Origin of the sequence: Pseudoxanthomonas mexicana (genome assembly GCF_010093385.1) — a bacterium.
GTDB classification, from domain to species: domain Bacteria; phylum Pseudomonadota; class Gammaproteobacteria; order Xanthomonadales; family Xanthomonadaceae; genus Pseudoxanthomonas_A; species Pseudoxanthomonas_A mexicana.
The window spans coordinates 44,702-69,572 of record NZ_PDWV01000017.1 but is presented as its reverse complement, the minus strand read 5'-3'; the positions used below and the strand labels follow the sequence as shown (position 1 = coordinate 69,572).

24 protein-coding genes and 1 pseudogene are annotated in these 24,871 nt (G+C 68.8%); 17 read left to right on the top strand and 8 right to left on the bottom strand.

What is annotated here, in order from left to right:
* From CSC76_RS08295 to CSC76_RS08280, 4 genes and pseudogenes are all read left to right on the top strand, one after another.
* Positions 1 to 435: pseudogene (locus CSC76_RS08295) on the top strand (SPOR domain-containing protein); the annotation flags it as partial.
* Between the two features lie 37 nt (positions 436 to 472).
* On the top strand, positions 473 to 1,081 hold the full coding sequence (locus CSC76_RS08290) for a CvpA family protein (RefSeq protein WP_162109559.1): 609 nt from the start codon (positions 473 to 475) through the stop codon (positions 1,079 to 1,081).
* A 6-nt stretch (positions 1,082 to 1,087) separates the two neighbouring features.
* Complete coding sequence (purF, locus tag CSC76_RS08285) at positions 1,088 to 2,557, top strand: amidophosphoribosyltransferase (RefSeq protein ID WP_162109558.1); 1,470 nt, start codon at positions 1,088 to 1,090, stop codon at positions 2,555 to 2,557.
* Positions 2,558 to 2,571: 14 nt separating this feature from the next.
* The gene (locus CSC76_RS08280) at positions 2,572 to 3,369 is read left to right on the top strand and encodes a ferritin-like domain-containing protein (RefSeq protein WP_162109557.1); all 798 of its coding nucleotides are present in this window, start codon (positions 2,572 to 2,574) and stop codon (positions 3,367 to 3,369) included.
* A gap of 92 nt (positions 3,370 to 3,461) precedes the next feature.
* Here the strand turns inward: CSC76_RS08280 and lpxH are convergent, their stop codons facing one another.
* Entirely contained in the window at positions 3,462 to 4,202 is a 741-nt protein-coding gene (gene lpxH / locus CSC76_RS08275; protein ID WP_162109556.1) for a UDP-2,3-diacylglucosamine diphosphatase, read from the bottom strand.
* Between the two features lie 89 nt (positions 4,203 to 4,291).
* On the opposite strand from lpxH, the gene gltX reads away from it, so the two are divergent.
* Entirely contained in the window at positions 4,292 to 5,698 is a 1,407-nt protein-coding gene (gene gltX / locus CSC76_RS08270) for a glutamate--tRNA ligase (protein ID WP_162109555.1), read from the top strand.
* 13 nt (positions 5,699 to 5,711) lie between these two features.
* Positions 5,712 to 6,200 (top strand): Fur family transcriptional regulator, encoded by a 489-nt coding sequence (locus CSC76_RS08265; protein ID WP_162109554.1) that lies wholly within the window; start codon positions 5,712 to 5,714, stop codon positions 6,198 to 6,200.
* Between the two features lie 362 nt (positions 6,201 to 6,562).
* Here CSC76_RS08265 and CSC76_RS08260 read toward each other — a convergent pair whose 3' ends face one another.
* Positions 6,563 to 8,734 carry a TonB-dependent receptor gene (locus CSC76_RS08260; RefSeq protein ID WP_238394916.1) on the bottom strand — a complete coding sequence of 724 codons (2,172 nt, stop codon included), beginning with the start codon at positions 8,732 to 8,734 and terminating at the stop codon, positions 6,563 to 6,565.
* A gap of 91 nt (positions 8,735 to 8,825) precedes the next feature.
* On the opposite strand from CSC76_RS08260, the gene CSC76_RS08255 reads away from it, so the two are divergent.
* Positions 8,826 to 9,233: a MerC domain-containing protein gene (locus CSC76_RS08255; protein WP_162109552.1), complete on the top strand. Its 408-nt coding sequence runs from the start codon at positions 8,826 to 8,828 to the stop codon at positions 9,231 to 9,233.
* Positions 9,234 to 9,375: 142 nt separating this feature from the next.
* Positions 9,376 to 9,552, top strand: a complete 177-nt coding sequence (locus CSC76_RS08250) for a 30S ribosomal protein THX (protein ID WP_162109551.1) — start codon at positions 9,376 to 9,378, stop codon at positions 9,550 to 9,552.
* Between the two features lie 65 nt (positions 9,553 to 9,617).
* Here the strand turns inward: CSC76_RS08250 and hutI are convergent, their stop codons facing one another.
* Both hutI and CSC76_RS08240 read right to left on the bottom strand, forming a co-directional pair.
* Positions 9,618 to 10,844, bottom strand: coding sequence for an imidazolonepropionase (gene hutI, locus CSC76_RS08245; RefSeq protein WP_162109550.1), 1,227 nt, complete (start codon positions 10,842 to 10,844; stop codon positions 9,618 to 9,620).
* Between the two features lies 1 nt (position 10,845).
* On the bottom strand, positions 10,846 to 11,040 hold the full coding sequence (locus CSC76_RS08240) for a hypothetical protein (protein ID WP_162109549.1): 195 nt from the start codon (positions 11,038 to 11,040) through the stop codon (positions 10,846 to 10,848).
* Between the two features lie 82 nt (positions 11,041 to 11,122).
* Between CSC76_RS08240 and CSC76_RS08235 the strand changes: the two genes are divergently transcribed.
* The 4 genes from CSC76_RS08235 to CSC76_RS08220 all read left to right on the top strand — a co-directional run bounded on the left by CSC76_RS08235 (position 11,123) and on the right by CSC76_RS08220 (position 16,127).
* The gene (locus CSC76_RS08235) at positions 11,123 to 12,379 is read left to right on the top strand and encodes a formimidoylglutamate deiminase (protein ID WP_162109548.1); all 1,257 of its coding nucleotides are present in this window, start codon (positions 11,123 to 11,125) and stop codon (positions 12,377 to 12,379) included.
* A gap of 126 nt (positions 12,380 to 12,505) precedes the next feature.
* Positions 12,506 to 14,149 carry a serine hydrolase gene (locus tag CSC76_RS08230; RefSeq protein ID WP_162109547.1) on the top strand — a complete coding sequence of 548 codons (1,644 nt, stop codon included), beginning with the start codon at positions 12,506 to 12,508 and terminating at the stop codon, positions 14,147 to 14,149.
* Positions 14,150 to 14,151: 2 nt separating this feature from the next.
* Positions 14,152 to 15,369 carry a sensor histidine kinase gene (locus CSC76_RS08225; protein WP_162109546.1) on the top strand — a complete coding sequence of 406 codons (1,218 nt, stop codon included), beginning with the start codon at positions 14,152 to 14,154 and terminating at the stop codon, positions 15,367 to 15,369.
* A complete protein-coding gene (locus tag CSC76_RS08220) occupies positions 15,366 to 16,127 on the top strand; it encodes a LytR/AlgR family response regulator transcription factor (RefSeq protein WP_162109545.1) in 762 nt (253 codons plus the stop codon). The genes CSC76_RS08225 and CSC76_RS08220 overlap by 4 nt, the downstream gene beginning before the upstream one ends.
* Positions 16,128 to 16,133: 6 nt before the next feature.
* Here the strand turns inward: CSC76_RS08220 and CSC76_RS08215 are convergent, their stop codons facing one another.
* The 3 genes from CSC76_RS08215 to CSC76_RS08205 form a co-directional block, all read right to left on the bottom strand.
* Positions 16,134 to 16,643, bottom strand: coding sequence for a methylated-DNA--[protein]-cysteine S-methyltransferase (locus CSC76_RS08215; protein ID WP_238394914.1), 510 nt, complete (start codon positions 16,641 to 16,643; stop codon positions 16,134 to 16,136).
* A gap of 82 nt (positions 16,644 to 16,725) precedes the next feature.
* Positions 16,726 to 18,225 (bottom strand): DNA-3-methyladenine glycosylase 2, encoded by a 1,500-nt coding sequence (locus CSC76_RS08210; RefSeq protein ID WP_162109544.1) that lies wholly within the window; start codon positions 18,223 to 18,225, stop codon positions 16,726 to 16,728.
* Positions 18,226 to 18,274: 49 nt separating this feature from the next.
* Positions 18,275 to 19,540 (bottom strand): alkaline phosphatase family protein, encoded by a 1,266-nt coding sequence (locus CSC76_RS08205; RefSeq protein ID WP_162109543.1) that lies wholly within the window; start codon positions 19,538 to 19,540, stop codon positions 18,275 to 18,277.
* 56 nt (positions 19,541 to 19,596) lie between these two features.
* On the opposite strand from CSC76_RS08205, the gene CSC76_RS08200 reads away from it, so the two are divergent.
* Together CSC76_RS08200 and CSC76_RS08195 are read left to right on the top strand one after the other, a co-directional pair.
* Positions 19,597 to 20,118 carry a YybH family protein gene (locus CSC76_RS08200; RefSeq protein WP_162109542.1) on the top strand — a complete coding sequence of 174 codons (522 nt, stop codon included), beginning with the start codon at positions 19,597 to 19,599 and terminating at the stop codon, positions 20,116 to 20,118.
* Between the two features lie 87 nt (positions 20,119 to 20,205).
* Positions 20,206 to 20,556 (top strand): hypothetical protein, encoded by a 351-nt coding sequence (locus tag CSC76_RS08195; protein WP_162109541.1) that lies wholly within the window; start codon positions 20,206 to 20,208, stop codon positions 20,554 to 20,556.
* 42 nt (positions 20,557 to 20,598) lie between these two features.
* Here CSC76_RS08195 and CSC76_RS08190 read toward each other — a convergent pair whose 3' ends face one another.
* A complete protein-coding gene (locus CSC76_RS08190) occupies positions 20,599 to 21,333 on the bottom strand; it encodes a ThuA domain-containing protein (RefSeq protein ID WP_162109540.1) in 735 nt (244 codons plus the stop codon).
* 107 nt (positions 21,334 to 21,440) lie between these two features.
* Between CSC76_RS08190 and hutU the strand changes: the two genes are divergently transcribed.
* The 3 genes from hutU to CSC76_RS08175 all read left to right on the top strand — a co-directional run bounded on the left by hutU (position 21,441) and on the right by CSC76_RS08175 (position 24,857).
* On the top strand, positions 21,441 to 23,108 hold the full coding sequence (hutU, locus tag CSC76_RS08185) for a urocanate hydratase (protein ID WP_162109539.1): 1,668 nt from the start codon (positions 21,441 to 21,443) through the stop codon (positions 23,106 to 23,108).
* A gap of 173 nt (positions 23,109 to 23,281) precedes the next feature.
* A complete protein-coding gene (locus CSC76_RS08180; protein WP_162109538.1) occupies positions 23,282 to 23,881 on the top strand; it encodes an RNA polymerase sigma factor in 600 nt (199 codons plus the stop codon).
* Positions 23,790 to 24,857, top strand: a complete 1,068-nt coding sequence (locus CSC76_RS08175) for a FecR family protein (protein WP_338014943.1) — start codon at positions 23,790 to 23,792, stop codon at positions 24,855 to 24,857. Before CSC76_RS08180 ends, CSC76_RS08175 begins: the two co-directional genes overlap by 92 nt.
* The last annotated feature ends 14 nt before the right edge of the window (positions 24,858 to 24,871 follow it).

Here is a 24,871-nt window from a genome sequence, read left to right as displayed (position 1 = left end):
CGGGCCCCCCCCGCCGCGCCGCCCACCCCGCCGACCCCGCCGGTGCCCACGCGGGCGCCCCCCCCCGCGCCGGCCAAGCGGGTGACGAAGCCCGCTCCCACGGAAACCAAGCCGGTCGCCGCCGAGACGAAACCGGCCCCCCCGGTCACCAAGCCCGCCGCGCCCAACTGCACGGCGTAGCCCACGCCGGAGGCGGCGGGCTTGGGCGGCGCTGTCGGTGCGGGCGCGTTCTCCAATGCGGGCGATGCGAATGCGCTGCGCGACCGGGTGCGTGCGGCCGGCTTCAGTGCGTTCGTTGAACAGGTGCGCACCGACAAGGGCACGTTGAACCGCGTGCGGGTGGGGCCAGTGGCCGACCGTGCCGGCGCCGATCGTCTGAAGGCGCAGGTGGCCTCCAAGGTCGGCATCGACGGCATGGTGCGTCCGCACCCTTGATGCCGGCCCCCGTCGCCGTGGCCGGAGGGCGTACCGCGTGAGTGCGCTCGATCTGACCCTGCTCGCCATCATCGGTGTCTCGACGCTGTTCGGGCTGATGCGAGGCTTCATCGGGGCGCTCGCCTCGGTCCTGGCCTGGCTGCTGGCCGGGTGGGTGGCGTTCCACTACGGCGCCGAAGTCGCCGCCTGGTTGTCCGATGACGGCCCACCGGGCTCGGCCGATCTGCTGGGCGGCTACGCGCTCAGTTTCGTCGCCGTCATGGTGGTGGTGGGCGTGACCGGCTGGCTGGTGCGCAAGATGGTCTCCTCGGTCGGGCTGTCGGGCGTGGACCGGCTGCTGGGCCTGGTGCTGGGCCTGGCGCGCGGCGCGCTCATCGCCTGCATCGTGCTGCTGCTGGCGGCCTTCACCGATCTGCCGCGCGAACCTGAATGGAAACGGTCCTCCGTCGTGCCGGTGCTGGCGCCGGGCGCGCAGTGGCTTTCACGCTGGTTGCCGGAATGGACCGTGCAGGAACTGGACTTTGGCAACGGCGTTCCCGCGGGCGATAATGCGCGCCTGCATCCCTTGCCCCTGCCGCTGGAAGAATCCGGCGCTCCGCAGGAGCGCGTCCCCCCTGCAGCTTCGCCCGAGTCGAAACCGGAGTAGGTCACCATGTGCGGCATCGTCGGAATCGTTGGCAACCAGAACGTTGCCGGCCAGCTTTATGACGGGCTGACCGTCCTCCAGCACCGCGGACAGGACGCCGCCGGCATCGCCACCGCCGACGGCACGCGCCTGCGCGTGCACAAGGACAACGGACTGGTGCGGGACGTGTTCAACGCCAAGGCGATGAGCGTGCTGGAAGGGCGCGTGGGCATCGCCCACTGCCGCTATCCCACCGCCGGTTCCGAAGGCATGGATGAAGCGCAGCCGTTCTACGTGAACTCGCCGTACGGCATCGCGCTGGCGCACAACGGCAACCTGATCAACACCGACGCGCTGCGCCAGGACGTGTTCGCGCAGGACCGTCGCAACATCAATACCGACTCCGACAGCGAAGTGCTGCTGAACGTGTTCGCCCACGAACTGGACCTGCAGCGCACGCTCAGCCCCGAGACCGCGATCCGTGCCGTGGCCGGCGTGCACCGCCGCGTGAAGGGCGGCTACGCCGTCGTCAGCGTGGTGCTGGGCCTGGGCCTGGTGGCGTTCCGCGACCCGCACGGCATCCGCCCGCTGGTGCTGGGTAAACGGGAACACAGCGAGGGTACCGAGTACATCGTCGCCTCCGAATCCGCGGCGCTGGTCATCCTGGGCTTCACGCGCATGCGCGACGTGCAGCCGGGCGAGGCCATCGTCATCACCGCGCGCGGCGAACTGTTCAGCGAGATCGTCGCCGAGCCGCAGGAGCATGCGCCCTGCATCTTCGAGTACGTGTACTTCGCGCGCCCGGACTCGATGATCGACAACGTGTCGGTGCACAAGGCGCGCATGCGCATGGGCGTGAAGCTGGGCGAGAAGATCCTGCGCCTGCGTCCGGACCACGACATCGACACCATCATTCCCATCCCGGACACCTCGCGCGACGCCGCACTGGAGATATCCAACGTGCTGGGCGTGAAATACCGGGAAGGCTTCATCAAGAACCGCTACGTCGGCCGCACGTTCATCATGCCGGGGCAGGGCGAACGGGTGAAGTCTGTGCGCCGCAAGCTCAACCCGATCAACCTGGAATTCCGCAACCGCGTGGTGCTGCTGGTCGACGACTCCATCGTTCGCGGCACCACCTCCAAGCAGATCGTGCAGATGGCGCGCGATGCCGGCGCCCGCAAGGTCTACCTGGCCAGCGCCGCACCGCCGGTCCGCCATCCCAACATCTACGGCATCGACATGCCGGCCGCCGACGAACTGGTCGCACACGGCCGCAGCGTGGAAGAGATCGAGAAGCTGCTCGGCTGCGACTGGCTGATCTACCAGGACCTGGACGACCTGGAGGCTGCGGTGCGCGAGGGCAATCCGAACCTGCCGCGCTTCGATTCGTCCTGCTTCGACGGTCAGTACGTCACCGGCATCGAGCCCGGTTATTTCGAGCGCATCGAGCAGATGCGCTCGGACGAGGCCAAGCGCAAGCGCCGCGTCGGCTGATTCGGCAACATCGCATGGCCACGCTGTTCGAGGCCGCGCGCGCCTGCCTGGCGGCGGCCGATGTCGATGAGAAGGTCGGACTGACCCAGCACTACGCGGACGCGTTCCGTCGCGGTGAACTCGAAGCGCCCGACGACGCGCCGGCGCCCGATCCGATCCGCATGCCCGGTCGCCCGGCAAGGCCGGCGCTGGTGCACCCGCGCGACCTGCCTCGCCGCGGACTGGGCAGCGTGCAGGGCCGCGCCGCCTTCATCCATGCCATCGCGCACATCGAGCTCAATGCCATCGACCTGGCGTGGGATGCGGTCTACCGCTTCCGCGGCCTGCCCGCGGCGTTCTACGCCGACTGGGTGCAGGTGGCGCACGACGAATCGCGCCATTTCGTGCTGCTGCGAAACCGGCTGCGCGAGTTCGGCTACGACTACGGCGACTTCGACGCCCACAATGGCCTGTGGGAAATGACCGAGAAGACCGCGCACGATGGCCTGGCGCGGATGGCGCTGGTGCCGCGCGTGCTGGAGGCGCGTGGGCTGGACGTGACGCCCGGCATGATCGTGAAGCTGCGCGAGCAGGGGGATGAGGCCACCGTCGCGATCCTCGACCTCATCCTTCGCGAGGAAGTCGCGCATGTGGCGGCGGGTTCGCGCTGGTTCCGCTGGTATTGCGAGCAGCGTGGCGTGGAGCCGCGCGCGCGCTTCCGCGAACTGCTGAAGGAGTACGCCGGAGGCTACCTGCATGGTCCGTTCAACATCGAAGCGCGGCTGCTGGCCGGCTTCGACGCGGACGAATTGGCGGCGCTGGAAGCCCCGTAGGCAACCCCCTCGCCGCGGGGTTGTAGGAGCGGGCCATGGGCGCGATGCTGTTCCTCCGCCTGAGCGAAGAGCATCGCGCCCATGGGGCGCTCCTACAGGAGCTTCTCCAGCGTCATCCCATCGGGCCCCACGCGCAGCACCGAGCCCTGCTCGTACCAGTCGCCCAGCACGATGCGCCGGCACGCACGATCGCCGAGGGTGAGATCGTGGAGGGCAGGCCGGTGCGTGTGGCCGTGGATCAGCGTATCGATGCCGAACTGCGCCAGCGTCGCCTCCACGGCCGACGGCGTCACGTCGGTGAGCGTTTCAAACGAGGCCTGATTGTCCTGCTTCATGCCGCCCTGATGCGCGGCGCTGGCGGCACGCGCCTGCGCCGCGAACGCGAGTCGCGCGGCCAGGGGCTGCGACAGGAACTGCGCTTGCCACGCGGGATTCCGCGTCTGCGCCCGGAACGCCTGGTAGGCCGTGTCGCTGGTGCACAGCAGGTCTCCGTGCATCAGCAGCACCGGCTTGCCGTACAGCGTGACGACGGCTGGGTCCGGCAGGATGCGCATACCGGCGCGCCGGGCGAAGGTGTCGCCCAGCAGGAAATCGCGGTTGCCGCGGATGAAGAACACCGGCACCCCCGCATCGGCTACCTCGCGGATGCGGGCCGCGACATAGGCGCCGGTCTCGGAGGGGTCGTCATCGCCCACCCAGGCCTCGAACAGGTCGCCCAGGATGTACAGCGCGTCGGCGCGGCGGGCCTCGCCCTGCATGAAGGCCCCGAACAGCTCGGTCACGGCGGGGCGTTCGGCGTCCAGGTGCAGATCGGAGATGAAGAGCGTGGTCATGCGGGGATTCTAAGCCCTCCCCCTGAACGAGCAGGGGAAACGCGGTGCGCGCGGGTTAAAATCGCCGTATTCCGTCTGTCGAGTTCCCCATGGCCTGCCGCACCCGTTTCGCTCCCAGTCCTACCGGCTACCTGCACATCGGCGGCGCCCGCACGGCGCTGTACTGCTGGCTGGAAGCACGCCACCGCGGCGGCGAGTTCATCCTGCGGATCGAGGACACCGACCGCGAGCGCAGCACCCAGGCCGCCATCGACGCGATCCTGGAGGCGATGGACTGGCTGGGCCTGGGCTACGACGAGGGCCCGATCTACCAGACCCACCGCATCGACCGGTACCGCGAGGTGGCCGAACGACTGGTCGCCGACGGCAAGGCCTACTACGCCTACGAGACGCGCGAGGAACTCGACGCGATGCGCGAGGCGGCGATGGCGAAGCAGGAAAAGCCGCGCTACAACGGCGCCGCGCGCGAGCAGGGCCTGCCTTACCGCGACGACCCGAACCGCGTGATCCGTTTCAAGAATCCCCTGGACGGCGTGGTCGCCTTCGACGACCTGATCAAGGGCCGCATCGAGATCGCCAACAGCGAGCTGGACGACATGGTGATCTTCCGGCCGGACGGCTACCCCACGTACAACTTCGCCGTGGTGGTGGACGACTGGGACATGGGCATCACCGAGGTGATCCGCGGCGACGACCACATCAACAACACCCCGCGCCAGATCAACATCTACGAAGCGCTGGGCGCACCGGTGCCCCAGTTCGCGCACATGCCGATGATCCTGGACGAGCAGGGCGCCAAGCTGTCCAAGCGCACCGGCGCGGCCGACGTGATGCAGTACAAGGATGCCGGCTACCTGCCGCATGCGCTGATCAACTACCTGGCGCGGCTGGGCTGGTCGCACGGCGACCAGGAGCTGTTCACGCGGGAGGAGCTGATCGCCCTGTTCGACGTGAAGGATGTGAACTCCAAGGCCGCGCGCCTGGACATGGCCAAGCTCGGCTGGGTGAACCAGCACTACCTGAAGACGGACGCGCCTGCGGACATCGCGCCGCACCTGGTCTACCAGTTGGAAAAGCTGGGCGTGGACCTGTCCACGGGCCCGGCACCGGCCGATGTGGTGATCGCGCTGCGCGACCGCGTGCAGACGCTGAAGGAAATGGCCGAGAAGGCGCTGGTCTGGTACCAGCCGCTGACGGCGTACGACGATGCCGCGGTGGCCAAGCATCTGGGGGCTGCCGCCCAGGCGCCGCTGGCCAAGGCCCGCGAAAATCTGGCCGCGCTGGCGGACTGGAGTGCCGATAGCGTTTCGGCGGCGCTGCACCAGGCCGCGGCGGCACTGGAACTGGGGATGGGTAAAGTGGCGCAGCCGCTGCGCGTGGCCATCACCGGTACCCAGGTCAGCCCCGACATTTCGCATACCGTCTACCTGGCCGGTCGCGTGGAAGCCTTGAAACGCATCGACGCCGCACTCATCAAGTGCAGTACGTCCGCCTGAATCCGGATCGCCCATGCCCAACGCCCACGCCTGCACCGACCCGCACCATCACGTCCATGACGCCAAGGCGTTCGTGGCGGCGGTGGAACATGCGTGCCAGGAACGTGGCCTGCGGCTGACGCCGATCCGCGCGCGCGTGCTGCAACTGATCGCCGAAGCCGGCAAGCCGGTGAAGGCGTACGAGCTGCTGGAGTGGGTGCGCGCCACCAAGGGCGTCGGCGCCGATGCGCCGCCGACGGTGTATCGCGCGCTGGACTTCCTGATGGCCAACGGTTTCGTGCACAAGCTGGAATCGGTGAACGCCTTCGTCGCCTGCCACCACCCGAACAGCGCACAACACTCGGTGCCATTCCTCATCTGCGACCGCTGCCACAGCGCGGTGGAACTGGAGTACCGCGACGTGGTGGCCGCGCTGGATGCACGTGCGAAAGCGCTGGGTTTCCAGCCGCAGGCGCAGACGCTGGAAGTGCATGGCCTGTGCGCGCGCTGCGCGGCGGCGTGAGGGTTGAGCTGTTGTAGGAGCGACGTAAGTCGCGACCGCAGACCTGCAGAGCACTGAATCCTTGTCGCGCGCGGGGGATGGAGCCATCGCCCGACGGTGTACGAAGCCGGTTCGGATATCTGGCAACGGATGCCTTGCGGTCGTGACTTACGTCGCTCCTACAGTCGCATCGACATGCTTCTCAGGCCGCTGCCGCTACCGCCCTCGGTGAACACTCCCGTATCGGCAGGTTTGCGATCGCCGCGATTACAGCCAGCGCCATGTCGACTCACCACATTCCCGTATAGTCGCCCGAGCATTCCTACACCAAAAAGGCGGCTGCCGTACCGGCCAGCCGCCCGGGGGAGAGACTCAGCGCTGGATCAGAAGTACGCGCGGATGCCGAAGGCCACGCCGCGGCCCGGCAGCGGAGCGTAGTCGCGCAGCAGCGAGGTATGCGGTCGGGCTTCCTCGTCGGTCAGGTTGCTGCCGTCCAGGAACACCTCCCAGCTGGAGGCCGGGCGGTCCCAGCGGTAGGCCACGTGCGCGTCGACCAGCGTGTAGCCGTCGCTCGGTTCTTCGTTCTGCGCCACATCGTCCTGCTTGCCGTAGCGCACCGCGCCCAGCGAGGCGCGCCAGCCGCCCAGCGACCAGCCCAGGTCCGCACCGAAGCGCATCGGCGAGATGCGGGGCAAGTAGCCGCCCTGCGCGATGTCGACCTCGTAGCCGTGCGTGTGGTCGCCGTGCGGCACCTCGAACGCCACCGTGCGCAGGCCGCTGCCATCCAGCTTCGCCCGCACGTAGTCGCCGTACAGGCGCAGGTCCCACGCACCGGCGGCGGTGTCGGCCAACTGGATCTTCGCTTCGGCCTCGGCGCCGGTGAAGGTGGCGTCGTCCTGCGTCCACAGGCGCACCGGATAGCCTTCTTCCTCCACACCGGTGTCGGTGAGGTAGATGAAGTCCTTGAACCGGGTCTGATAGACGGCAAGCTTCAGGTCGACGCGGTCGGTGTGCCAATGCGCGCCGATCTCGGCGCGCACGCCCTTTTCCGTATCCAGCGACGCATCGCCGATCTCGATGGACTGGGTGGCGACGTGGGTGCCGCCGGCGAACAGTTCCTCGTTGGTCGGCGCACGCTCGGAACGGTCCAGGCCGAAGCGCAGGTCGAAGCCGTCGCTCAGGCGCCAGATGGCGGCGGCCGACAGGTTCACCGCACTGAAATCGGTGGATGTGCGGTCATCCGGCTTCAGCTTGACCTGATCGTAGCGGCCGCCCAGCTCCAGTTTCCACGGGCCGAAATCCTTCTCCTGCACCACGAACAGGCCCAGCGCGTCGGTGACGGTGGACGGTACGAAGGCCTCTTCGCCCACCGCGCTGAAATCGGTGCTGCCGAACTGCAGGCCGCAGGCGCCGCGCCAGCCGTTCCACGTCTTCTGCACCGCTTCCAGGCGGGCGTCGTAGCCCTCGTTGCTGAAGCGCGTGCCCACATCGCCGCCTTCCAGCTCGACATGCTCGTAGTCGTTCCAGGCGGCGCGCAGGTTGATGCTCTGCAGGAACGAGACCGGTTCGTAGACGCCGGCCTTCATGTCGAAGCGGTTCTGCGTCATGTCGATGCGCACGGCGCCTTCCTCGTGCGCTTCGTCGTCGTGGTCGGCTTCGCCATCATGGTCGTGGTCATGGTCTTCCTCGCCATGCACGTGGGCACCGGCAGGGATGCCGTAGTTGCTGCGGTAGGTGCTGGCGGCCAGGCCGAAGTAGCCCCGATCCCCCAGGTAGGTGGCGCCCACGGCGCCTGCCTTCGTGCTGACCGAACTGTTGGGCAGCGTGCCCTTCGGCTGGGGTTCCTCCTCGTGTTCTTCGCCTTCTTCGTGGTCGTGCAGGATGGCGACGCCGGGAATGTCGTAGTCGTCGGTGTCGCGGACCAGGCCGTCGACATGCAGTACCCAGTTTCCGCTCACGCCGTCCAGGCGGAACATGCCGGTGCGCTCGTCGTTGACGGTATTGCCGCGCACTTCGGCGCGGCCGCTCAGCGGCTGGTCGGGAATGGATTCGGCCAGGCGGCCGTCGACCACGTTGACCGCGCCGCCGATGGCGCCGCTGCCGAACAGCAGGGTGGCCGGTCCCTTCAGCACTTCGATCTGGTCGGCGAGGAAGGGTTCGATGCTGACCGCGTGGTCGGCGCTGACGGTGGAGGCATCCATCGAACCGATGCCGCCGGACAGCACCTGCACGCGCGGGCCTTCCTGGCCGCGGATGATCGGGCGGCCGACGCCCGTGCCGAAGTAGGTGGTCTGCACGCCCGGCAGCTTGGCGACGGTCTCGCCGAGGGTGCCGGCCTTGGCCTTGTCCAGGTCTTCGCCGTACAGCACGTCCACCGGGGTCGCGACGGATTCCGCGTTGCCTTTCAGCGGCGAAGCGGTGACCACCACGGCCTCCAGGTCTTTGGTCTGGGCATCGCTGGCGGTCTCGGCGAACGCGGCAGGGGAGGCCAGGGCCAGGGCCAAGGCGAGGGCGGTGGCGAGCAGGCTGGGAGCGGGGCGTTGCAGGGAGAGCATGGGCACGGAGTCACTCATGTGGGGATAACGAATGATGTTATATTATACCAATAGCAACAATGTAACCCTCCCGGAAGTCATACTTGCCGCCATGAAGTCTTCGTTCCGCCACCTGCTCGATCGTCTGGGCGCCGCCGGCTCCCTGGTTTGCGCGCTGCACTGCGCCCTGGTGCCGTTGCTGCTGGCGCTGGCGCCGTCGCTGGGCCTGTCGCTGTGGCTGGGGGAAAGCCTGGAGGAGATCTTCGTGGTGTTCGTCACGGTGCTGGGTGCCTTCAGCCTGATCTGGGGCTACCGCCGACACCGCGTCTTCCGCGCGCTCGGCATGTTGCTGGCGGGCCTGGCGGCGCTGTGGGTCGGGGTGCTGTACCCCCCCTTGCATGCCTCGGTGGTGCCGCATGCCATCGTGATGACCGTGGGCGGCACGCTGGTGGGCCTGGCCCATCTGCTGAACCTGCGCCTGAACCACTGGCATGTCCACGACGCCAGGTGCGCCCACTAGGCCCGTCCCGCCAGACCTGCGGCGGGCCCGGAAGGCCCCGCTGTGGTAGGCTTTGCGGCCTCGCGCGCGGCGCCCCCGAGCTGTGGATGCCCGTGCATCGCCCCGTCCAGGGCGGACTTTTCAATGAATCAGGAGAACAAAGATGGGCAAGGGTGATCGCAAGACGGCCAAGGGCAAGCGCTATTCGTCCAGCTACGGCAATGCGCGCAAGCACGCCGTCGCCAAGGCCGGCGGGGCGGCCACCGCCACCGCCAAGAAGTCGGTGGTGAAGGCGCCGGCGAAGAAGGCCGTGGCCAAGAAGGCTGTCGCCAAGGCGTGATGCCATCCGCACCGGCGCTGCCGGTTGCGACAGAAAACCCCGGCCATCGCCGGGGTTTTCGTTTTCTAGGCGCCGACGATGAGGCGGCCGCCTGCGTGGACGGCCGACACCAGGTCGCCGCCCAGCCAGTAAGCCAGTTGCGCCGGCTGGCCGATGCGCCAGCGCACGAAGTCCGCACGCTGTCCTACCACCAGGCGGCCGCGATCCTCCAAACCCAGCGCCCGGGCGGCGTGGACGGTCGCGCCGCGCAGCGCTTCTTCCGGTGTCAGGCGGAAGGGGGTGCAGGCCAGCGACATGGCCAACCGCAGCGACTGCAGGGGTGAGGTGCCGGGATTGCAGTCGGTCGCCACCGCCATCGGCACGCCATGGGCGCGGAACGCGTCCAGTGGCGGCAGTTTCGTTTCGCGCAGCACGTGGAACGCGCCAGGCAGCAGCACGGCGACGCTGCCGGCCTGCTTCAATGCCGCGACGCCCGCTTCCGACGTGTACTCCACGTGGTCGGCCGACAGGCCTGCGAAGCCGGCCACCAGCGCCGCGCCGCCGCCGTCGCTCAGCTGGTCGGCATGCAGCTTCACCGGGATGCCCAATGCGCGTGCCGCCTCGAACACCCGCTGCGTCTGCGCGGCCGTGAATCCGATGCGCTCGCAGAACGCATCCACCGCATCCACCAGGCCCTCCGCGTGCAGGGCGGGCAGCCAGCGGCATACGGCATCGATGTAATCGTCGGCGCGCCCGGCGAATTCCGGCGGCAGTGCATGCGCGCCCAGATACGTCGTGCGCACCCTGATGCCGAGCGCGTCGCCGATGCGGCGTGCCACGCGCAGCATCTTGCGTTCGTTGTCGAAGTCCAGGCCGTAGCCGGACTTGATCTCCAGCGTTGTCACGCCGTCGTCGCGCAAGGCGCGCGCCCGCGGCAGCGATTGCGCGAACAGGTCGTCTTCGCTTGCGGCGCGGGTGGCGCGCACGGTCGAAACGATGCCGCCGCCGCTGCGTGCGATGTCCTCATAACTGGTGCCCTGCAGGCGCTGTTCGAACTCGCCGGCGCGGTCGCCGCCGAACACCACGTGGGTGTGGCAGTCGATCAGCCCGGGCGTGACCCATTCGCCCTGCGCATCCACCCGTTCATCGGCCAGCGACGCGGGGGGCGCCGGCAGGTCCGTACGATGGCCCGCAAAGACAATCATGCCGTCGTGCCAGCCCAGCGCACCGTCCTCGATCACGCCGTAACCTGCATCGCCGGCCAGGGTGACCAGACGTGCATTGACCAGCAGACCGTCCCAGCGTGTGTCCATATCAGTCGCCTCCGCCGTCGCAGCCGCCCGCATCGGATGCGCATTCCGCCTCGCGATGCGTGGCAAGCGCAGGGTCGCTGGCGCTCTCGCCGGCACCCTCGGCGGCCCGGGTCCCCTTGTTCTTCGCCTGCACGGCGATGAAGACCACCATCAGCGCGATGGCGACGGCAAGCAGTGAAAGGACGATGGCAAGCATGGACGTGGGCGACCTGCGCGGGCGTGTCTTGGCGGGGATGACGCGGTAGCCTAACGCACCCCGTCGCCGCCGCAAGCATCGCATGTCGAACTCCGATCCCCTCGCAGGCCAGATCGTCGCCACCGACGCCGGCTGGCGCATGCCCGGCATCGCCAACCTGCATTCGCACGCCTTCCAGCGGGCGATGGCGGGCCTGGCCGAACACCAGACCCACCCGGAAGACAGCTTCTGGACCTGGCGCGAGATCATGTACCGGTTCGCCGCACGGATGACGCCGGAGAGCACTTACGCAGTGGCGGCGCAGCTGTACGCCGAAATGCTGGAAGCCGGCTACACGCATGTGTGCGAGTTCCACTACGTGCACCATCAGCCCGACGGCAGGCCGTACGCAGATCCTGCGGCCATGTCCAGGGCGCTGATCGCTGCTGCGCGCGACACCGGCATCGGCATGACCCTGCTGCCAGTGCTCTACATGACCGGCGGTTTCGACGGTCGCGAACTGGCGGTGCGCCAGCGGAGGTTCGGTCACGACGTGGACGGCTTCCTCCGCCTGCTCGACATCCTGCGCCCGCTGCAGAACGCATCGCTGCGCGTGGGCTGCGCTTTCCACAGCCTGCGTGCGGTTCCGGAAACCGCGATGCGCGAGGTGCTGTCCGCACTGCCGGCCGATGCGCCGGTGCACATCCACATCGCCGAACAGGTGGGCGAAGTGCAGGACTGCCTGGCGCTGCGCAACGCGCGGCCGGTGGAGTGGCTGCTGCGCGAGTTCCCGGTCGACCGGCGCTGGACGCTGGGGCATGCCACCCACCTGACGGGCGAGGAAACACGCGGCATCGCCGCCAGCGGCGCGACCGTCGCGATCTGCCCCACGACGGAGGCCAACCTCGGCGACGGCCTGTTCCCGCTGCGCGAGTACCTGCAGGCGGGCGGACGCTGGGGCATCGGTTCGGATTCCCATGTGTCCGTGTCGCCGGTGGAGGAACTGCGCTGGCTGGAGTACGGCCAGCGACTGGTCACGCGCCATCGCAACATCGCGGTATTGCCGGGCTCGCCCAGTGTGGGGCGCACCCTGCTGGCGGGGGTGCTGGACAGCGCCGCGGATGCCACGGGCCTCGCGCCGGATCCGCAGGATGCCGTCTGTCTGGATGCGGACGCCCCGGTGCTGGCCGGCGCCACCCCGGAGGATCTGGTGGACCGCTGGCTGTTCGCCGGCAACCGGCCACTGGTCCGGTCGGTCCGGGTAGGCGGGCGCGATGTGGTGGCCGATGGACGCCATGTCGACCATGAGGCCATTGTGCGTAGGTACGGTGCGACGGTGCGCCGGTTGCTGGAGGATTGACGCATGACGCGCCGGCCGTCGTCCGGATCGCGGGTTTCGTCGCCGTCAGCGCTCCGCCCATCGCAGACCCGCACGCGGGGCGATGTCCTTCGACAGCATGGTGACCGACCCCTCAGGAGAACCGCCATGGCCTACGCCCATTCGCTCGCCGTCACCCTGGCCGCCGCCGGCCTCACCGTCTTCGCGCCCGCCCACGCGATGACCGACCAGGCCCTGGCTGGCATGGTGAAACAACGCCTGCAGGGCGATCGCACCGGGGCCTGCATGGCGGTGGCGGTCGTCGAGGCCGGCACGGTCGCCCGCACGTACCAGTGCGCGGATGCGAAGGACCTGTCGCGCATCGGGCCCGACAGCGCGTTCGAGATCGGCTCGGTCAGCAAGACGATGACGGCGGCGCTGTTGGCCGACCTGATCGCGCAGGGCAAGGGCTCGCTGGACGATCCGCTGTCCGCCTGGCTCCCGGAAGGCACGAAGCTGCCCGACTACCAGGGCATGCCCATCCTGCTGCGCCACATCGTCACCCACACCTCCGGCCTGCCGGCGCTGCCCTCGCGCATGGGAGCGGCCGACATGACCGATCCGTACGCGAAACTGGACGAAACGGCACTGCTCGCCTCGCTGGGCGATGTCACGCTCACCGCGGCGCCGGGCACGAAGTTCGAGTACTCCAACTTCGCCTCGATGGTGCTGTCGTACGCCGTCGCCCGCCGCGCGGGCGCCGACATGGAGAGGCTGCTGAAGCAGCGCCTGTTCGCGCCGCTGGGCATGCGGCATGCCTACGTCAACACGGCGCCGGACGGCGTGCGTGCGGCCGTGGGCCATACGCCGAACGCGCGGGTCACGTCGGCCTGGCATTTCCAGACCAATCTCGCCGGCGTCGGCGGCGTGCGCGCGACGCTAGACGACATGGTGCGTTACGTGCAGGGCCAGCTGGGGACCGAGCCCACGCCGATCTCGGCGGCGCTGCAGCGCTCCCAGCAGAAAGTGTCGGAGTCCCCGCCGATGGCGATGAACTGGATGCTGATGCCGGTCGGCGGACGCACGGTGCACGTGCACGAGGGCGGCACGGGCGGCTTCTCGTCGTTCGTGTCCTTCGACATCGAGAAACAGCGTGGCGTGGTGATCCTGTCCGACACCACCTGGAACTCGATCGGCAGCCTGGGTTCCCTGGGACTGCACCTGGTCGATGCCAGTTTCCCGCTGGGCGCGCCGCGGCGAGAAGCCAAGCCGGACGGCACGCTGCTGGATGCGCTGGCTGGCGAGTACGAACTCGCGGGCGGCATGAAGATGACGCTGCGCCGGACAGGCGACGCCTTGGAGATCCAGCCGGCCGGGCAGGGCACGTATGCGATGGGCTACGACAGTGCGGGCGATTTCTATCCGCGCGAGTTCGATGCCGTGCTGCGCCCACGGCGCACGGCGGAAGGCCAGTCCTTCACCTGGATGCAGATGGGCGCCGCGCTGCCGGCCAAGCGCATCGATGCCGCCGCGTCGGCGCCGGTGCTGAAGCTCGACGCCGCTGCCCTGCGCGACTATGAGGGCGACTATCCGCTCATGCCCGCGTTCTCGCTCGCTGTGAAGGCGCAGGGCGACACCTTGACGATCCAGGGTACCGGACAGCCGGCCCTGCCCGTGCAGGCGGTGGCGCGCGATGTCTTCGTGATGGACGCCGTGGGCGCGGAGATCCGCTTCGAGCGTGATGCGGCCGGCAAGGTGATCGCGCTGACGCTGAAGCAGGCAGGCCAGCAGTTGCGCGGAGAAAGGAAGTAAGCATGGAACGGACCTATCCGCTGCGGCAGAAGCTGCCGGCCGAGGTGCTGGTGGGCGGGAACGCGGTGTGGAGCCGTTATCGCCAGTACCCGGTGTTCGGCCTGCGCTGGCTGCTCGGCCGCAGCCTGTTGTTCTGCGGCGTGATCGCGGTGGTCGCCGCATTCATCGGTGCGGGTACCGGCGTGGCCCTGCAGGACCCCGGCATCGCGATCAGGGTAGGCATCACCCAGTTCATCGCCTTCAGCCTGATGGCGACGCTGGGCCCGGCACTGGCCACCGCAGTGCGCCATCGCGGCTGGCCGGTGGCGTGGGAGCGCAAGGCCGTGGTGGTAGCCGTGCTGGCCGGCATGGTGCTCAGCTTCTTCGTCGATCGGGTGGCTTCGTCGTACATCGATCAACTGGTTAAGCCGGAATTGGCCGCCGCCGGCCTGGCAGTTAAGCCACCCGTGCTCTCGCCGGTCGTGAAGGCGATCGGACTGGCCATCAACGTGGCGGCGCTGGTGGTGATCTACGGCCTGTTCGGTGGCGGCCTCGCCCTGCGTGCCTACTTCAGCGAACACCGCCGCTGGGACGAGCACCGCCATGTGCGTGAACTGAACGCGCTCGAAAGCCGCGTGCATGAAGCCGACCTTCGCCTGGGGATACTGCAGGCGCAGGTGGAGCCGCATTTCCTGTTCAACACGCTGGCCTCCCTTCGCGCGCTGGTGCGGCAGGATCCGGCCCAGGCTGAAGCGACCCTGGATGCGCTGGTCGATTTCCTGCGCGCCACGATTCCGAAGCTGCGCGAGGACCGCGGACTGCACGCCACGCTCGGCCAGCAGCTCGACCTCTGCAGCAGTTACCTGGCGCTGATGCAGGTGCGCATGGGTGGGCGACTGACCTATGACGTGCGGGCCGACGAGGCGCTGCGTGCGACGCCGTTTCCGCCGTCGCTGCTGATCACGCTGGTGGAGAATGCGATCAAGCACGGCATCGAACCACGGCCCGGTCCGGGCCGTATCGAGATCGACGCGGTGCGCGACGGCGACGCGTTGCGCGTGCAGGTGCGCGACGATGGCGCGGGTCTTCAGCCTGGCCTGAGCACCGGCGTCGGTCTGGCGAACGTGCGCGAACAGCTGGCGGCACGCTACGGCGCGCGCGCTGCCTTCGTCCTGTCGCCGGCCGCCGAAGGTCGTGGCGTTTGCGCGGAAATCCGCGTACCGCTAGGGTCGGCTGCGTGAACACCGTCACCGCCCTGATCGCCGAGGACGAAGCGCCGCAGCGACGCGCGCTGCAGCAGCAGTTGCGCGCGGCTTGGCCGGAGCTGGAGGTCGTGGCGGTCTGCGAGGACGGGCTCTCGGCGCTGGACGCCGTCGCGCAACATCGCCCGCGCGTCGCCTTCCTCGACATCCGCATGCCGGGCGTCAGTGGACTGGACGTCGCCCGGCAGGTAGTCGCCCAAGGCGGCCTGGTCGTGTTCACCACCGCTTACGAGGACTACGCGATCCGCGCCTTCGAGGCGGGGGCGGCGGACTACCTGCTGAAGCCGGGGCAGGACGCGCGGCTGGCGCAGGCGGTGGAGCGCATGCGGGCGCGTCTGGCCGAGGCGCGCGCGCCGGACATGCGTTCGCTGATCGACGACCTGGAAGCGCGCCTGCGGCCGCAGGGCGACCGCCTGATCCGCTGGATCACCGCCAGTGTCGGCGACAGCGTGCGCATGATCGCCATCGACGAGGTGCTGTTCTTCCAGGCGCAGGACAAGTACGTGCGCGTGGTGACCGCCGATGACGAAGCCATCATCCGCATGTCGCTGAAGGAACTGCTCGGCGGCCTGGATCCGGACGTGTTCTGGCAGGTGCACCGCGGGGTGCTGGTGCGCGTGCAGGCGATCGACCGCGTGCGCAAGGACGAACTGGGCCGCCACCAGCTGAGCGTGAAGGGACGCAACGACGTGCTGCCGGTCAGCGGCGCGTTCCAGCAGCGCTTCCGCGGGATGTGACCGCGCTCAGCCGAACAGGTCGCGGGACTTCGGCAGGGCGCCCTCCAGCTCCAGCAGGAACTGCTTGGTCGGCAGGCCGCCGCCGAATCCCGTCAATGCGCCGTCCGCGCCGATCACGCGGTGGCAGGGCAACACGATGGGCAACGGGTTGCGCCCGTTCGCCGCGCCCACGGCGCGCATCGCGGTGGGTTTGCCCACCCGCTGCGCCAACTGCGCATAGCTGATCGTTTCGCCGTAGCCGATCCCGGCGAGTGCCATCCATACGGCGCGCTGGAACTCGGTGCCGCGCGGCGCCAGCGGCAGGTCGAACACGCACCGCTTCGCGGCGAAGTAGTCGTCCAGCTGGCGTGCCGCCAGATCCAGCAGGCGGTGATCGCCGGGCATCCATCCCTCACGGTCTGCCGGGTGCCGGTTGCGCGGGAATTCGATGGCATGCAGACCCGCGTCCGTTGCGGCGACGGTGAGCGTGCCGACGGGGCTGTCGAGTTCGCGGTAGAGGATCATGGTGGGCAGCATACGAGCGTTCGATGTAGGAGCGACGTTAGTCGCGACCGGGATACTTCGGGTCGCAACAGCATTTCATTCTTGCGGTCGCGACTCACGTCGCTCCTACAGAAGGCATTGCCTTCTGCGCCGGCATACTGGCCTTCCACACGTGGATCACCGCATAGGCGCGCCATGGCCGCCAAGACTCCGCGCGCGCGGTCAGCGCCTTCGCCGTCATCCGCGTGCCATCGGTCGGCACGGCCTTCTGCAGCACCAGGTCGTCGGCGGGGAATGCATCCGGATGGCCGAGCGCGCGCAGCGCCATGTAGTGCGCCGTCCATGGACCGATGCCGGGCAGGGCGACCCAGCGCGCGGTGAATTCCTCCAGCGTGCGCTCCGGCCGGAAATCGACGCGGCCATCGAGCAGTGCCCGCGACATCCCGCGGATCGTGTCGGCCCGCGCACGGGTCAGGCCGATCTCGGTCAGGTCGGCATCGACCAGCGCCTCCGGCGTCGGGAACAGGTGCGTCAGCCCATCGAACGGGATCGCCAGCGGTGTTCCATGCCGTTGCGCCAGGCGCGCCGTCAGCGTGCGCGCGGCGGCCACGCTGACCTGCTGGCCGATCACCGCACGCACCGCGATCTCGAAACCGTCCCAGCCGCTGGGCAGGCGCAGCCCCGGCCGCGCCTCCAGCAACGGGCGCAGGCGGTCGTCATGGCCCAGCGCCGCGGCAATCGCCTGCGGATCGGCATCCAGGTCGAACATGCGCCGCAGGCGGTTGACGATCTGCAGCAGGTCCGCCGCCGCACCGCCCTGCAGCTCCAGCTTCAGCGCATGCGTCTCCCCGCCCCAGGCGCTGACCCGCAACCAGCCTGGCGTATCGGGCGTGCCGATCACGCGCCGATAGCTGACGTCGTCGACGACTTCGACGCCCGGCAGTGCGCGCCCGCGCAGGAAATCGAGCATGGCGCCGAAATCGTACGGTGGTCGGTAACCGAGCCGCAGCGTCATCGCATCGCGGGCGACCGGCAGTTCGCGCTTGCGCAGATCGCGCGGCGCCATCCGGTATTCCTCGCGGAAGGCGGTGTTGAAGCGGGTCAGGCTGCCGAAGCCCGCCGCCAGCGCCACCTGCGTGATCGGCAAGGTGGTCTCGGTCAGCAGCTGCTTGGCGAACAGCAGGCGACGCGTGCCGTGCACGTCGACCGGTGTGGCACCGAGGCGATCGGTGAACAGCCGACGCAGGTGCCGTTCGCCCAGGCCCACGCGCTGCGCAAGGTCCGACAATGGCGCCTCGGTCAATGCGCCCTGGTCGATCAGCTTCAACGCGCGCGCCACGACCTCATCGCCACGCCGCCACGTGCCATCGCCCGGTGCCAGTTCGGGACGGCAGCGCAGGCAGGGCCGGAAGCCCGCGGCTTCTGCGGCCGCCGCGTTCCGGTAGTAGACGATGTTCTGCGGTTTCGGTGCCGGTGCCGGGCACACCGGCCGGCAGTAGATCCGCGTGCTGGTGACGGCGGTGAAGAACAGGCCGTCGAAGCGCGCGTCGCGGCTCAGCCGCGCCTGTTCGCAGACGTGGCGATCGGGCAGGGAGGTGGCATCGGACGGGACCATGGAGGCAGGCTAGCACCGCATCCACGCGTCGACTCACCGTTTCCGGACATTAATGCGCCGGTGTCGCCCGCGGTTTCAGCGCCGGGGTGAACGTCTGCAGCGTTCCGTCGTTCGGCACTGCGTGGATGCGCAGCAGGTGGGCCAGCAGCGGATAGACGTCGACGTTGTCGAAGGCGGGCAAGGTCGCGCTCGGAACGAAGTCGGGCCCAGAGGCCACGAAGAAGGCGCGCATCTGCGGGTCTTCGGGCGCGAAGCCGTGTTCGCCCTTCAGGGGTTGATGCGGCAGCGGGTGACGGCGCAGTTGCAGGCGCCAGCCCGTATCCACCTGGCAGACGATGGATGCGATGCGGGGGTTGCGGCCGTAGTGCCAGGCGGGCGGTAGGGAGGCCTTGTCCCAGCAGGCGTAATGATCATGGCGCCCGAGCAGCCGGCGGCGCACTTCGGCCGCCTGACCCGGGTGCGGCGTGATGTGGGCGACAGGGCCCAAAGATGTCCACGCGTAGAGCGATTCCGGCACCACATCGTCAAGATAGGCCGTGTCCGAGGTGCGTACGTCCGCCATGCCATGGTCGGACAGCACGATCAGGTTGGTGTCGGCGCGAAGACCGCGTGCATCCAGTCCGGCCAGCAGCTTCGCCAGCGCGGCGTCGATGGTCTCCATGGCCTCCATGGCCTGGGGCGAGAAGGTTCCCGCCGCATGCGCGGCGACGTCGTACTGTTCCATGTACAGGGTGATGAACCGCGGGCGTTCGCCCGCCGGAAGATCCAGCCACGCCAGCACTTCGGCCACGCGCTGGTCGGGCGTCAGCTTGCCGTCGAACGGCCGCCAATGGTCCGGGCGCGTACCCGCGATCTCCGCTTCCGAACCGGGCCAGAACATCGTTGCCGTCTTCAATCCCGCACGGCGCGCGGCCACCCAGATGGGTTCGCCGCCCCAGAACCTGCCGTCCCGCCCCGACGCCTTCTTGGACTCGAATCGGCCCAGCATCGAGTCCTCGAGGTCGTTGTGCACGATGCCGTGCCGATCCGGGCGCAATCCCGTCACCAGCGTGTAGTGGTTGGGGAAGGTCAGCGTGGGGTACGACGGATTGACCCACGCCGCCCGCGCACCCTGGGCGAACAGCGCATCGAGCGTGAGCATGCGGCCGCTGCCGGGGATGTCGGCGCGCAGGCCATCGATGGAGACCAGCAGCAGGGTGGGCGGCGAAGCTGAAGCGGCGGCAGGTGCCGGATCGGCGCGTCGGGCGGGAGAGCTGCAGGCGGCCAGCAACACCAGCATGGCCAGCCACGCCCCCCTGACGATTGGCAGGTGCATAGGCTACGTAATCACTCTAGAACGGGGACAGCTTGGCAGACTCCGGGACATTCCGCATGACAACGCGCCTCCGACTTTCGTCCACGCTGGTCCTGGGCCTGCTGGCGGGCCACGCACTGGCCGCAGCGCCGGCGACTGTCCCGCAGGCCGAGTGCCAGGTCTGGCAGCGCGAGCTCAGCTTCGCCCGCTCCGTCGCCGACCACGACGCTGCCGCCTTCGCCCAGCATCTGCATCCCGAGGCGGCCTTCGGCGTCAGCAGGACACCCACGCGCGGGCGCGACGCCATCACCCGCGAGTGGACGCCCCTGATCCAGGGTACGTCGCTGAAGCTCAGCTGGTACCCCGCCGTGGTGACCCTGGGAGGCGACGGCCGCACGGCGTACTCCAGCGGGCCGGCGTTATACGAGGATCCCAAGACCGGGGAAAGCCGCATCGGCCGCTTCGGCTCGGTCTGGCATCGCGGCGACGATGGCGTGTGGCGCGTCCTGTTCGACGACGGCGTCTCGCCACAGAAAGCCGATGCCGCGGCCATCCAGCGCTTCCACGAGGGGCGCCGGGAACAGTGTCCCGCGGCATGAGGAGCACCTGAACCGCAGGATGGAAGCGTGCGACGCGGGCGCGCGCCGGGGCGTACCGTGTAGACCACGTTCCTCCGGAGCTCCCTCATGAAGCATCTCCCCCTCCTGGCCCTCGTTGCCTGCCTGATGGCGACCACCGCGCAGGCCCAGTCCCCCGCATCGACGCCGGAGCCGTCACCCGCGCCCACGCCTGCGCCGGTTGTCGACCCGCCGCTGGATGCCGCCACGTCGGCCGCCATGCCGGTGAAGAACGAGGACACGCCGCGCCTGTCCGACCTCAACTGCATCCGGCAGACCGGCAGCCGCATCCGCCAGCGCGATGCCAAGACCGCGTGCAACGGCCAACCCGGGCGTTCCTACTCGAAGGACGATCTGGACCGCACGGGCCAGCCGAGTCTGGCCGAGGCCTTGCGTACCCTGGACCCCTCGATTCGGTAAGGTTGGTTTTCGCTCTTTACGTGAGTGTGGAGAGCGAAGGCGTCAACAGTCGTCCGAACGTCCCGCGACGTAGCGCAGGCCGCCACGTAGTTGGGCGATGAAGTGGCGGTCGGCATAGACCGCCGCATCGTGCCCGAGTCCGCTGTACCAGCCACGACCGCCATCGAAGGCATGGCACCACGCGATGGGATGGTCCGCGCCCATCGGGCCGCCCTCGTATTGCCGCTCGTCCACCGTGGCGATCCCCCGCACCCGTCCACGCGGATGGGTGCGGTAGTTGTACAGCTCATCCGTGATCGGCCATGGCGTGCCGATCGGTTTGCCATGGCGTTCGGGCTGCACATGGGTGGACTGCAGGCCCTGTGGATGGCTTTTGAAGTACGCGCCCACCAGCCGACCGTACCAGGGCCAGTCGTACTCCGTGTCCGCGGCCGCATGCACGCCGAGGAAGCCGCCCCCCTGACGCACGAAGCCTTCCATCGCCGCCTGCTGTGCTTCATCCAGCACGTCGCCCGTGGTGCTCGCGAACACGATCACGCGATAGCGCGCCAGGTTGGCCGGACGGAACGCCTGCGCATCCTCGGTGTGGTCCAGCGCCATGCCCTCGTCCGCCGCCAGCCGCCGTAGCGCTTCCACGGCGGCCGGGATGGCGTCATGGCGGAAACCCTCGGTCCTGGTGAACACCAGGACGCGGTCGGGTGGGGCGCCCTGCACAGGCACGGCAAACAGCAGGCTGGCCGCCAGCAGGGCCGGAAAAGCGCGGCGGACAGGATTCATGACCCGATTCTGCCACGCATGCCTTCGCGCCCTGCAGCATCGCTGCGGCTCGCGCAGGGGGGGGCCTCCCGCCGATAATGGCCGCATACCTGCATCTGGAACCCGCCATGCCCGATCCCCGCCACGACCCTTCCCGCGGCATCCGCGCCCCGCGTGGCAACACGCTGACCTGCAAGTCCTGGCTCAGCGAGGCGCCGTACCGGATGCTGCAGAACAACCTGGACGCGGAAGTCGCCGAAGACCCCACATCGCTGGTGGTGTACGGCGGCATCGGCCGCGCCGCGCGCGACTGGGCCTGCTACGACGCCATCCTGAAGTCGCTGCGCGAACTCGACGACCATGAGACCCTGCTGGTGCAGTCCGGCAAGCCGGTCGGCATCTTCCCCACGCATCCAGATGCGCCGCGCGTGCTGATCGCCAACTCCAACCTGGTGCCGCACTGGGCCACCTGGGAGCACTTCAACGAACTCGACCGAAAGGGCCTGATGATGTATGGCCAGATGACGGCCGGCTCGTGGATCTACATCGGCAGCCAGGGCATCGTGCAGGGCACCTACGAAACCTTCGTCGAGATGGGGCGCCAGCACTACGGCGGCAACCTGGCCGGCAAATGGATCCTCACCGCCGGCCTCGGCGGCATGGGTGGGGCGCAGCCGCTGGCGGCGGCGCTGGCTGGCGCCAGTTCGCTGAACATCGAATGCCGCCAGTCCAGCATCGACATGCGCCTGCGTACGCGCTACGTGGACGAACAGGCCGCCGACCTCGATGATGCCCTGGCGCGGATCGCGAAGTACACCGCGGCCGGCGAGGCGAAGTCCATCGCGCTGCTCGGCAACGCCGCGGAGATCCTGCCGGAACTGGTGAAGCGCGGCGTACGCCCGGATGCCGTCACCGACCAGACCAGCGCGCACGACCCCGTGCACGGCTACCTGCCGATCGGCTGGACGGTGGAGCAGTGGCTGGCCGAGCAGAAGGCCGAACCCGAGCGCGTGCGCGATGCGGCCAAGCAGTCCATGCGCGTGCACGTGGAAGCGATGCTGGCGTTCCAGCAGATGGGCGTGCCGACCTTCGACTACGGCAACAACATCCGGCAGATGGCGTTCGACCAGGGGTTGAAGAACGCGTTCGATTTCCCCGGCTTCGTGCCGGCCTACGTGCGTCCGCTGTTCTGCCGAGGCGTGGGTCCGTTCCGCTGGGTCGCGCTGAGCGGCGACCCCGAGGACATCTACAAAACCGATGCCAAGGTGAAGGAACTGATCCCCGACGATGCGCACCTGCATCGCTGGCTGGACATGGCGCGCGAGCGCATCAGCTTCCAGGGCCTGCCGGCGCGCATCTGCTGGGTCGGCCTGGGCCTGCGCCACAAGCTCGGCCTGGCGTTCAACGAAATGGTACGCAACGGCGAGCTGAAGGCGCCGGTGGTGATCGGCCGCGACCACCTCGATTCCGGCAGCGTGGCCTCGCCGAACCGCGAAACCGAAGCGATGAAGGACGGTAGCGACGCCGTCAGCGACTGGCCGCTGCTCAACGCGATGCTCAACGTCGCCGGTGGCGCCACCTGGGTGTCGCTGCACCACGGCGGCGGCGTCGGCATGGGCTACTCGCAACACTCAGGCGTCGTGATCGTCTGCGACGGCTCGGAAGAGGCCGACAAGCGCATCGCCCGCGTGCTGTGGAACGACCCCGGCACCGGCGTCATGCGCCATGCGGATGCCGGCTATGACATCGCCGTGCAGTGCGCGAAGGAGCAGGGGTTGAAGCTGCCGATGGTGTGAGCCATCGTCTGCCGTGATCGAAGACGGCCAGTCACGGCGAGCCGTCTTCCCGATGCGGCGCACCGTAATATCCGCGTCATCCCCGCTGCCCAGAATGGGGCGGTCGTGCCTGTCCTCCCCCTGGGCACGTTCGGGGATCCGTCGTGTCGCTCCAATATCCGGTCGAAGAGGCCGTGCCCGACGATGCCGGGCGCGAGCACTGGTTCGCGGTCAACATCCTGCCCCACGAAGTGTCCCTGCGGCGCTGGCTGACACGGCTCCGGGTCCAGGATCCGGATGCACTGGACATCATCCAGGAGAGCTATGCGCTGCTCCTGGAGCGCGAGCGGCTGGACGACATCCTCAATCCCCGCGCGTATCTGTTCCAGGTCGCGCACTCGCTGATGTTGCGCAACATCCGCCGCGCGCGGATCGTACCGATCCTGGCGATCGAGGAGCTGGGCAGCGTCGAGCTGGCCGACAAGGCGGCTACGCCGGAACGCGATGCCATGGGCCGGGACGATCTCCGCCACCTGGCCGACCTGATCGCGGGCATGCCCGAACAGGCGCGCCAGGCCTTCGTCCTCCGCCGCATCCATGCGCTGCCCCAGCGGGAGATCGCCCGACGCATGGGGATTTCCGAGAACACCGTCGAGAAACACATCGCGCGTGGCATCCGATGGCTGGGCGAACGGCTGGCCGATGGCGGAAACGGGGTGTCTGACGTCTCCAAGGGGAGTGGTCGGGATACCAGGAGGGTCTATGGACGGTCGCGAAACCAGTCAGGCGATTGAGCGGAAGGCTGCGCAATGGGTTGCGCGGATGGATCGCGGACCGCTCGACGCGCAGGAACAGGGAGAACTCCAGCATTGGCTGAGCGGCGATGCGCGCAGGCGCGGTGCGTTCATCCGGGCGCGGGCCTTGTGGCGCCGCCCGGACGTCATCGCCCGCGTGGCGCAACCGTCGGTCCTGCACGCGCTGGAGGAGGTGCCCGCGCCCGCCAGGCCATGCGGGCATCGCACGGATCGCGCACCACGGCGCACCGGTCCGGCACTGCGCCGCGGGGTCGCTGCGCTGGCGGCGTCGATCATGCTGTTCGTCCTGGTGGTCGCCAGCATGCCGATGCCGATGGCCTACGCGACGGCGAAGGGAGAGATGCGCCGGGTACCGCTGATCGATGGTTCCACGCTCACCCTCAATACCGAAAGCCGCGTCGACGTGTATGAACAGGAGCGCCGCCTGCGCGTGAGGATCCGGCGCGGGGAGGTGTTCGTTGAAGCGTCCGGAAGCGGCGAGCCCCTGCTGGTGGAAGTCGATGGAGTGCAGCTGCGTGCCGGCGTCGCCGCCTTCGTGGTACGCAAGCTGGATGGCCAGCCGGCCCAGGTCGTGGTGCAGGACGGCGAAGTGGCTCTGCCTGCGCCCGACGGATCGGTGAAGTCGCTCGCGGCGCACCAGCGTGGATCGTGGAAGAGCGTCGCCGGCCGCGTCGAGGTGGCGTCGCTGTCAGCAGACCAGATGCATCGCGAGTTGGCGTGGCGCGAAGGCAAGCTCGCCTTCCACGGGGAGCGCCTGGCCGAAGCGGCCGAGGCCTTCGCGCGCTACAGCGATGTCCGGATCGTCATTTCCGATCCGCGCCTGGCAAATGCGTCCATTACCGGCCTGTTCGCCGCCAACAATCCGGCAGGGTTCAGTCGCGCGGTGGCGGATGTGTTCGGTGCCGAAGTCCGACAGGAAACCAGTCGCGAGATCGTCATCGTTCCGGAAGATTAAATTTTCATGACGCA